Annotated in this window: 10 protein-coding genes; all 10 read right to left on the reverse strand. The window is 47.4% G+C overall.

Features of this window, described 5'->3' with window-relative positions:
- Positions 1-9: 9 nt before the first annotated feature.
- The 10 genes from atpB to rpmH all read right to left on the reverse strand — a co-directional run bounded on the left by atpB (position 10) and on the right by rpmH (position 9434).
- Positions 10-813 (reverse strand): F0F1 ATP synthase subunit A, encoded by an 804-nt coding sequence (gene atpB, locus NOC_RS16290; RefSeq protein ID WP_011331144.1) that lies wholly within the window; start codon positions 811-813, stop codon positions 10-12.
- Between the two features lie 69 nt (positions 814-882).
- Entirely contained in the window at positions 883-1254 is a 372-nt protein-coding gene (locus tag NOC_RS16295) for an ATP synthase subunit I (RefSeq protein WP_002813610.1), read from the reverse strand.
- A gap of 243 nt (positions 1255-1497) precedes the next feature.
- Positions 1498-2373 (reverse strand): ParB/RepB/Spo0J family partition protein, encoded by an 876-nt coding sequence (locus tag NOC_RS16300; protein ID WP_002814291.1) that lies wholly within the window; start codon positions 2371-2373, stop codon positions 1498-1500.
- Between the two features lie 7 nt (positions 2374-2380).
- On the reverse strand, positions 2381-3175 hold the full coding sequence (locus tag NOC_RS16305; protein ID WP_002813020.1) for a ParA family protein: 795 nt from the start codon (positions 3173-3175) through the stop codon (positions 2381-2383).
- A 1-nt stretch (position 3176) separates the two neighbouring features.
- Entirely contained in the window at positions 3177-3821 is a 645-nt protein-coding gene (gene rsmG / locus NOC_RS16310) for a 16S rRNA (guanine(527)-N(7))-methyltransferase RsmG (RefSeq protein WP_002813265.1), read from the reverse strand.
- A 51-nt stretch (positions 3822-3872) separates the two neighbouring features.
- On the reverse strand, positions 3873-5762 hold the full coding sequence (gene mnmG / locus NOC_RS16315) for a tRNA uridine-5-carboxymethylaminomethyl(34) synthesis enzyme MnmG (RefSeq protein WP_002814315.1): 1890 nt from the start codon (positions 5760-5762) through the stop codon (positions 3873-3875).
- 3 nt (positions 5763-5765) lie between these two features.
- The gene (gene mnmE, locus NOC_RS16320; protein ID WP_011331145.1) at positions 5766-7142 is read right to left on the reverse strand and encodes a tRNA uridine-5-carboxymethylaminomethyl(34) synthesis GTPase MnmE; all 1377 of its coding nucleotides are present in this window, start codon (positions 7140-7142) and stop codon (positions 5766-5768) included.
- The gene (yidC, locus tag NOC_RS16325; RefSeq protein WP_002812674.1) at positions 7106-8743 is read right to left on the reverse strand and encodes a membrane protein insertase YidC; all 1638 of its coding nucleotides are present in this window, start codon (positions 8741-8743) and stop codon (positions 7106-7108) included. The genes mnmE and yidC overlap by 37 nt, the downstream gene beginning before the upstream one ends.
- Before the next feature lie 167 nt (positions 8744-8910).
- On the reverse strand, positions 8911-9270 hold the full coding sequence (rnpA, locus tag NOC_RS16330; RefSeq protein ID WP_002813960.1) for a ribonuclease P protein component: 360 nt from the start codon (positions 9268-9270) through the stop codon (positions 8911-8913).
- Positions 9271-9299: 29 nt separating this feature from the next.
- Positions 9300-9434, reverse strand: coding sequence for a 50S ribosomal protein L34 (gene rpmH / locus NOC_RS17120; protein WP_002814233.1), 135 nt, complete (start codon positions 9432-9434; stop codon positions 9300-9302).
- Positions 9435-9552 lie beyond the last annotated feature (118 nt).

Raw genomic sequence — 9552 nt, forward strand, 5'->3', positions numbered from 1 at the left:
TGGAGCTAACTAATGTTCTTCCTCAGTATGAGCCATAGCAAGGTAAACAATGGTGAGCAGCATAAAAATAAACGCCTGAATAGTAATCACTAGAATATGAAAGATGGCCCACAGAGTACCCAGTATGACCTGAGGTAGCCACGCTGCTCCAAAACCTGCTAACGACAATAAGGCAATAAGTAGAAAAACAAGCTCACCAGCAAACATATTGCCAAATAGCCGCAGACCTAGGGAAACAGGCTTAGCAACCTCCTCAATGGTAGTCATAATGATATTAATAGGGACCAAATACTTACCAAATGGGTGAAAAAGAAATTGTTTGATGTAACCGAGTGGGCCCTTTATTTTAACGTTGTAGTAAATAATAAGGGCAAACACGGTTAGCGCTAAGGCAAAGGTAGTATCAATCTCGGTAGTCGGCACGGCTTTGAAACCATGAATGCCCATCACTTCAGCAAGCTTAGGCAACAGGTCTACGGGAATCAGATCCATGGCATTCATTAAAAACACCCATAGAAAAACCGTAATAGCAAGAGGTCCAATAAGGGGGTTACGGCCAGGAAAAATATCCTTGACTTGCTGATCCACAAATTCAACGACGACCTCTAGCACATTCTGCATCCCGCCAGGTTCCGATAAATGAAGATGACGGCCTACGCGATAACTGGCATAGACTAGCAGTGCTGCCAACCCAAGGCTGATAAAAAGGGTGTCGAGCTTTAAGCTCCAGAACCCCATGCTCTCGCACTGACCAATGCACAAATTCGTGAGATGGTGGTTAATATATTCTACGGGATTGCTTTCGGCGCTCAACTTTCTCTTCCCACTGGTTGGTGTTATGACAAGTGATTACGAATATTCTTTCAGCTATACCTAAAAATACTAATCAGGTTCTTGAATAGGTACGCGGTTAAACAGATAGCCTAATTGGGCTACGGCAAAACCAAGCAATAATGCTAACGGATCTAGCTTTAACATTCCCATGCCAACCGCCATCAAAAGCAGGGTCAGCCCAAAGCGAATGCCTGCTCCGATGTAAAGTTCGACTAAAGCTTTTTTACCGCTAGTCTGGCTTACTCTCCACGCCATAACAGCAGTATTAATTAAAGCAATACCGCCGCCATATCCAGCTGCCAGCGCATTATCGCCTCCCTTAATGATGGCATAAGCAAACACCACAGGAAGCACTAAAATTAGCTGAACAGCTAATAGTCTGCGCAGGGTTGCGCGCAGCACCCTTGCTGCGTAGCTCATAGGGTATATCTTCTATAACCCCAGCAAGACTGAAACGTCAGCTTTCTCATCAAAGATATTTTTAGCGTTGGTTATTATTATTTTCGACGACCATTACGGGCCGTGCAGTATAAGTGAGTGGAAACTCCACGGTCAATACTGCAAACCTATCCTTACCCAGCTGATTAAGAATTTACTATAGGAGGGCTATCCTACCTTATCTTTCCCCGTTAAAACAATCCCAAAACAAATATACTTAAAAGATTATTTTATATGAGCAAGTATACCATCCAACTCATCAATGCTATGGTAATGAATTAAAAGCTTACCACTGCCACTAGCAGTATGTTGGAAGCGAACTACTGCGCCTAATCGCTCAGCTAATTCCTCTTGCAAACGGTGAATATCAGGATCAAGTGATTCCTCTTTAGGATGCTTGGGGCGTGGGGTTTGCTGAAGGCGGCGCATGAGGCGTTCTGTTTCCCGCACCGATAGCCCTTGCTGGGCAACCATCCGTGCCGTTTTCCGCTGAGATTCTCCGCTAAGCGCTAGCAAAGCTCGTGCGTGCCCCATCTCGAGGTCACCATTTTCTACTAAGCATTTAACTTCATCTTCCAGTGCTAAAAGGCGTAACAAGTTAGATACCGCAGCGCGGGAACGGCCTACCGCCTGGGAAGCTTCCTGGTGAGTTATTCCAAATTCATCGATTAGCCGCTGCAAAGCATTGGCTTCTTCGATAGGATTGAGATCCTCTCGCTGAATGTTTTCAATCAACGCTATTGCAACAGCCGCTTGATCGGGTACATCGCGAACTACCGCTGGTATCTCATCAAGGCCCACCATCTGCGCGGCTCGCCACCGGCGTTCACCCGCAATGAGTTCAAAGGTACCGTTGCCTCCAGGGCGAACAACAATAGGCTGAACTATTCCTTGAGCACGGATAGAATCCGCCAGTTCTTCTAGCGCCGTCGGACATATTTCCATGCGCGGTTGATATTTTCCGCGCCGGATTTGATCCAAGGGAAGGCGCCGTAATTCTTCTTTAGCTTTAGCCTCACCAATATCGACGGGCAGTTCAGCAGCACTCAAACCTAGTAAAGCATCTAAACCGCGTCCTAATCCCCGTTTCTTTACTGCCATTGTGGAATCACCTCACCTCCGCCTGTAAGGACTCTTCCCTTACTTCACGCATGAGCACTTCTTTTGCCAATACCAAATAAGCAACAGAGCCGCGGGAGGAGCGATCATATAGCATAACGGGTTTACCATAACTGGGTGCTTCAGCTAAGCGAACATTGCGCGGAATAATGGTGCTATAGACTTGCTCCCCAAAATGACTCATTAGCTGGCTAGAAACCTCATTGGCAAGATTATTACGGGGATCGAACATTGTCCGAAGCAGACCAGCAATATGCAACTGAGGATTGAGCCGCTGCCGGATACCTTCAATAGTATTAAGCAAAGCTGACAAACCTTCGAGAGCATAATATTCACATTGGATGGGAATAACAACTCCATCGGCTGCGGTTAAGGCATTAATTGTCAACATATTGAGGGCGGGAGGACAATCAATAAGGATTTCGTCATAGTCGTAACGAATTTTCTGTAGGGCTATCCGCAGCCGATGTTCTCGTTTTGCTGCTGAAAGCAACTCTACCTCAGCAGCCGTCAAATCAGCGTTTGCAGGTAGGACAGTATAATTCGGCTCCCCTAGCTTAATCAATGCGCTGCCTGGGGCAAGATCTTCTAACAATACGTCATAGGTGGTTGCTAACAAGGAGGATTTATCGATACCACTACCCGTTGTCGCATTCCCTTGGGGATCCATATCAATCAACAGCACATTACGTTTATGGGCAGCAAGAGAGGCTGCTAGATTGACACTGGTGGTCGTTTTTCCCACCCCCCCCTTTTGATTGGTAATAGCAATTATATGGCCCATCTCAATGATCTCCTGCCCTGCGCGGTCTTAATTTCACTAAATGGCGCTGAGCATTAATCTCCGGTACTGACAAGGAGCATGCTTTTACAATTTCAAAGGATGCAGGCAAAGCTTCAAGCTCATCTTGGGGGAATCTTCCTTTCATCGCAAGCAAACACCCTCTTGGTTTACACAGATGTTCCGCCTGAGCTACAAAATCAACCAGTTTGGCAAAAGCACGGGCAATAATAGTATCAAACAAATGGGAAGGGCGATAAACCTCAACCCGCTCACTGACTACTGAAATATTAGGCAACCCTAATTCAACGGATGCCTGAAATAGAAATCGCGTTTTTTTAGCGTTACTATCCAATAGTACAAACTCGCAGCCAGGGCGGGCTATCGCTAGAGGAATACCAGGTAAACCGGCACCGCTCCCCACATCCAGGATGCGCCTCCCTTCCAAGTAAGATTCGATACTAAGGCTGTCAAGCACGTGCTTCGAGATCATCTCCTTCGAATTTTTAATAGCTGTAAGATTATAATGCTGATTCCATTTCTCCAATAACCGAAGATAAGCTAGTAAGACCTTTACTTGGCTTTGGTCAAGCTCGACTCCTAAGAGCAGCAATCCTTTCTCAAGAATATTTTCTCCTATTGAGTCCAATTTACTCCTCTCTTAGAGCATTACTTGGAACAAATATGGGGGGCAAAGGGATTAAACCCCTGTCTCTTCTAAAAAGCGCGCCCGCTTCAAGTAAACTAATAAAAGTGATATAGCCGCAGGAGTGACTCCTGGTATTCGGGTCGCTTGTCCCAAGGTGGCTGGCTGTACCCGGGCAAGTTTCTCCTGAACCTCGACAGAAAGTCCCCGCACTTGATGATAATTCAAATCTAAGGGCAGGCGCAGACTTTCATGGCGTTGCTGACGAGCAATCTCCAGCTGCTGGCGTTCAATATAACCCGCATATTTAGCTTGAATAGCGATTTGCTCTGCTACTGCGGGCTCTACTGCCATCGGCTCACCAATCAAGCGCATCAGCTTTTCATAGCTGATATGGGGCCGTCGCAACAGTTCAATAAGCCGGTATTCACGGCGTAAAGGTTCGCCTAATAGGGTTACTGCCTCTCCCTCTGAAACTTTATCCGGCTCGATTCGCTGTTGAACCAGCCGCTGGTTTTCTCTTTCAATTGCCTTCCATTTGGTATTAAACCGCCTCCAACGAACTTCATCCACCACCCTTAGCTCTCGCCCTATAGGAGTCAAACGCAAATCAGCATTGTCTTCCCTTAGCAAAAGACGATACTCGGCGCGGCTAGTAAACATCCGATAGGGCTCGCTAGTCCCACAGGTAATCAGATCATCGATGAGTACGCCGATATAGGCCTCATCTCTTCGTGGATACCAAGGCTCTTTCTCCTGGACCTGAAGGCCCGCATTGAGTCCTGCGATCAGCCCTTGAGCCGCCGCTTCCTCATAGCCAGTAGTTCCATTGATTTGCCCAGCAAAATAAAGTCCTTGCAGAAAAGAAGTTTCCAAGGAAGGCTTGAGATCCCGCGGATCGAAAAAATCATACTCAATAGCATACCCTGGGCGAGTAATATGAGCTTGCTCAAAGCCTTGAATAGAGCGCACCAGGGCTACCTGGACATCAAAGGGTAAGCTGGTGGAAATTCCATTAGGATAGATCTCAAAGGTTTCCAGTCCTTCAGGCTCAATAAAAATCTGATGGGAAGCTTTATCCGAAAAGCGGACTACCTTATCTTCGATAGAAGGACAGTAACGAGGCCCAATCCCTTCGATTTCTCCACTATATATGGGAGATCGATCTAAACTAGCGCGGATAATCTCATGGGTACAGAGGTTAGTTCTAGTAATATGGCAAGATACTTGCTGCGGATGATCCTCCGCTGAACCAAGAAAAGAAAATACTGGCACCGGATCATCCCCAGGTTGCACCTCAAGCTGAGAATAATCAATGCTCCGCCCATCGATTCGGGGGGGGGTGCCAGTCTTCAAACGGGCGACCCGAAATGGGAGCTCCCGCAGTCGCGAAGATAGGATGTTGGCTGGAGGATCACCAGCCCGTCCCCCTTCATGATTAGTGAGTCCCACATGGATGCGGCCGCCAAGAAAAGTTCCTACGGTGAGAACGACCGCTGGAGCATAAAAGGTGAGTCCTAGCTGCGTCCTTACTCCAACAACCCGTTCTCCTTTCACTACGAGATCAGTAACGGCCTGCTGAAAAAGAGATAAACAGGATTGTTGTTCCAGGGCTTTGCGTACCACAGCCTTGTATAAGGCACGATCAGCCTGGGCCCGGGTAGCCCGGACCGCTGGACCCTTACGAGCGTTAAGCATCCGAAAATGAATTCCAGCCTGGTCTGCCGCTTGGGCCATCAACCCGCCCAAAGCATCAATCTCTTTAACTAAGTGCCCTTTACCAATACCACCAATAGCAGGATTGCAACTCATTTGGCCCAGGGTTTCGATATTGTGGGTGAGCAGCAAGGTTCGTACACCCTGCCGGGCGGCGGCCAAAGCAGCTTCAGTACCCGCATGGCCACCGCCCACAACAATAACTTCATATTGATAAAAAACACTCATGGACTATTTTCCGATACAGAAAGTTGAGAATATCTCACCTAGTAAATCATCCGAGCGGTATTCACCGGTAATCTCTGCTAGGGCATTTTGGGCCTGGCGCAGCTCTTCAGCAAGTATTTCCTCGGCGCCCTTGTCCCCGAGAATTTTCCTAGCGACCACCACAGCAGCGCCGGCTCGCTGTAGAGCTTCCAAATGGCGCCGGCGAGCTGAAAAACATCCCTCGCTTTCCCTGTCAAAACCTGCGCACTCCTTGAGCCGTTGGCAGAGCAAATCCATGCCAGCACCCGTCAATGCGGAAAGCCGCAGCGCTATTCCTTGAAGCTCCTCCCAGCGCCCAGCAGGAGCGCCGCTAAGATCAATCTTATTAAAAATAAGCGTATAGGTTACATCATCGGGTAATTCATCAAGAATCGCTTGTTCCGCTTCCGTTAAGCCGCTTTGATCATCAGCAACGAGCAACACATGATCAGCGTGAATAAGCTCTTCACGAGTACGGCGCATTCCTTCCTGTTCGATGGTATCTTTAGAATTGTGAAGGCCCGCAGTATCAGAAAGGTGTATAGGCAGACCATCTATAGTTATATTCTCGCGCAGCAAATCTCGGGTAGTTCCTGGGACATCGGTAACGATAGCTGCTTCAAATCCTGCTAGACGATTATGCAAACTAGATTTCCCCACATTAGGCCGGCCTGCTAGCACCACCCTGACCCCTTCCCGCAGCAAAGCCCCTTGCCGGGCGCTGCGGTGAATGCTTTGTAATGTGGATTGAATCTCTTTTAAACGTTCCGCCACCATTCCTCGTTCAATAAAATCAATATCTTCATCACTAAAATCAATATTTGCCTCTACCACGCAGCGTAATTCAGTTAGCTGCTCTCGCAAAGTCTGGATTTGTGCTGAAAATTCACCATGGAGAGAACGTAAAGCACTACGGGCGGCCTGCTCCGAAGCGCTTTCAATAAGATCGGCGATAGCTTCAGCCTGAGCTAAATCAATTTTATTATTAAGAAAGGCTCGCTCGCTAAATTCACCAGGGCGCGCTAATCGGACACCTAGCTGGAGGACACTGCTCAAAAGCCAGTCCATTATGGCAGGCCCCCCATGTCCTTGTAACTCTAGCACATCCTCGCCAGTAAAAGAGTGAGGACCAGGAAAATAGAGGATCAGCCCCTGATCAAGGATTTCCCCATAACGATTGCGAAAATGGCAAAATGTAGCGTAACGGGGTGGAGGTACCCGCCCCGTTACCTGCTCAGCGATTTGGCGGCAAAACGGACCAGAAACGCGAACGATACCCACACTACCTTGGCCTGGTGGCGTAGCTATCGCCGCGATGGTATCGCTTAGCCTTCTTGTTCGATCTGACGGGTAATGTACCATTGCTGGGCAATGGAAAGGATATTATTGACTACCCAATATAAAACCAACCCCGCCGGGAACATAACGAAAAAAACGGTAAACATGACTGGCATCAAGGCCATAACCTTTGCCTGTATGGGGTCGGTTGGCGCCGGGCTTAACTTCTGCTGAACAAACATGCTCACACCCATTAATAAGGGCAATATGTAATAGGGATCTTTGGAAGTTAGGTCTTGAATCCAAAAGATAAATGGTGCTTGGCGCAATTCGACCGATTCCAGCAACATCCAATAGAGGGCAATAAATACAGGAATTTGCACCACTATGGGTAGACATCCTCCCATAGGGTTAACTTTCTCTTTCCTATACAATTCCATCATAGCTTGGCCCACTTTTTGGCGATCATCGCCATAACGCTCCTTGAGGGCGAGGAGACGGGGTTGCAGTTTGCGCATTCGAGCCATAGATCGATAGCTAGTCTGGGAAAGCTTGAAGAAAACAAGCTTCACCACAAAGGTTAGCAACACGATGGCCCATCCCCAGTTACCTACTAGGTTGTGAAACCAACTCATCAGCCAGAAAAGCGGCTCGGCAAGGATAGTCAGCTTGCCATAATCTACAGTCAAATTTAGCTTAGGAGCTACGGCAGCTAGCTGATCTTGGATTTTAGGGCCTGTAAATAAGGCCAAATTAAATTGCCCGCTTTCACCCGGAGCTATCGTTTGCTGAGGAGGCATGACTCCCGCAATATAGCGGGAGTTTTGTACATGCTTACCATAATAATAATTGGTTCCTTGTTCCCGAGGTACCCAAGCCGCCACAAAATAATGCTGAATCATCGCTACCCACCCCCCAGAACTACGGCGATCAAAAGACTGCGAGGCTAAGTCACCAAAATCTACTTTCTGGTATTCCTGTTCCTGTGTGGAAAAAACTGCACCCACATAAGAGCGGGCAAACATACCTCCAGATTCCGGTGGAGTACGGCTGAATTGAGCGTAAGCCCTCCCCATCCAAGCTTGATCCGTTCCATTTTCAATCTTGATATTTAAATCGATCTGATAGCTATCCCTCTGAAATATGTAGGTCTTCGTTACCTTAATTCCATTCTCGTCCTCCCAAGTGAGGGGAACTTTCAGACTGCTTTCATCTTCTATCAGTTCATAGTAGGTCTTAGGCGCTGAAAACTGTACTGTTTCATGGGTTATGGATGGCCCGGAAGCAGCACGTAATCCCGATTGAGTAACAAAAAGATCAGGATCCCTTTTATGCAATAATGTGACTGGTTCATTAGGTTTTTTTAAGGAAACCGGATAATTCAGTAGCTGTACTTCATACAAATCGCCACTAGCCATTCCAATTTTGATCGCAAGGAGATCCGTCTTTACCTCGATAGTTTTTTGGCCTGTTAGGATGGGAGCGGTATCCATATCAGCCATTTCGGGTGGCGGCGCATCTGGAACGGCCTCAGGCAGAACCGGGGAAGACTCTCCCGAGCTAGCTGTGGGTTGAGGCGGTGGAGGTAGAAGTGGAATAGGGCCATAGTCCGTTTGCCAAGCATCCCACATTAAAAACAATACTAAAACCAAAGCAGAGAATAGAATCAACCGATAGTTTTCCATGACACCTTTTCCGTTAGATTTCCAGCATAAGAGAGCAATGCTCTCTGAATGCCGGCGATAGCTATTATTAGGCTTCTATTGCAAGATAACCTCAATGATGAGTTAAACAAAGTGATTAAATAAAGTTGGTAGCCTATAGAACAGCCATAACATTGCGGGAAAAAGATTCAGGAATCACTACACTGCTTGACTAAACCTATCCATTGGCGCTCAAGACAGCGGAGCAGATCCGAATTTGGGTGCCGGTTAATACCCGGCTTAGATAATACAACCAAATCACGCCCACCCAATACCTGTTGCCGCTGCCGAAAGCTTTCCCTAACTAGGCGCTTTATCCGATTTCTATCAACTGCTCGAGAAAAATGCTTACGAGGAATAGCCATTCCCAGGCGAGGATACTCCAAGCTATTAGAATGATAAAGCACCGTAAACGCTTTGCTGCTAACGCGCTCTCCAGCCGCAAATATTTGTTTGAAGTCGCCTGGGTCCACGAGTCGCATTAAGCGAGTAAACCCGAATTGTTTCATACTAGAAAAACTACCTGGGCTGTGCGTGCTTAAGCAGTAAGGCGCTTCCGCCCCTTGGCGCGCCGCCTGTTAATAATAGCGCGCCCCCCTTGAGTTCGCATCCGGGCACGAAACCCATGAGTACGTTTGCGCTTTAAATTTTTAGGTTGGAAGGTACGTTTCATCTTTTTGAACCTATTTGACAGCTATGACGGCCTTAGAATAGCCGTAAAAACGAATCTAATAAAATATCCGGCAGTAACACCTGATGTCAAGAGAGAAAACAGAAGCTATTTCCTCCTT

Origin of the sequence: Nitrosococcus oceani ATCC 19707 (genome assembly GCF_000012805.1) — a bacterium.
Classification (GTDB): domain Bacteria; phylum Pseudomonadota; class Gammaproteobacteria; order Nitrosococcales; family Nitrosococcaceae; genus Nitrosococcus; species Nitrosococcus oceani.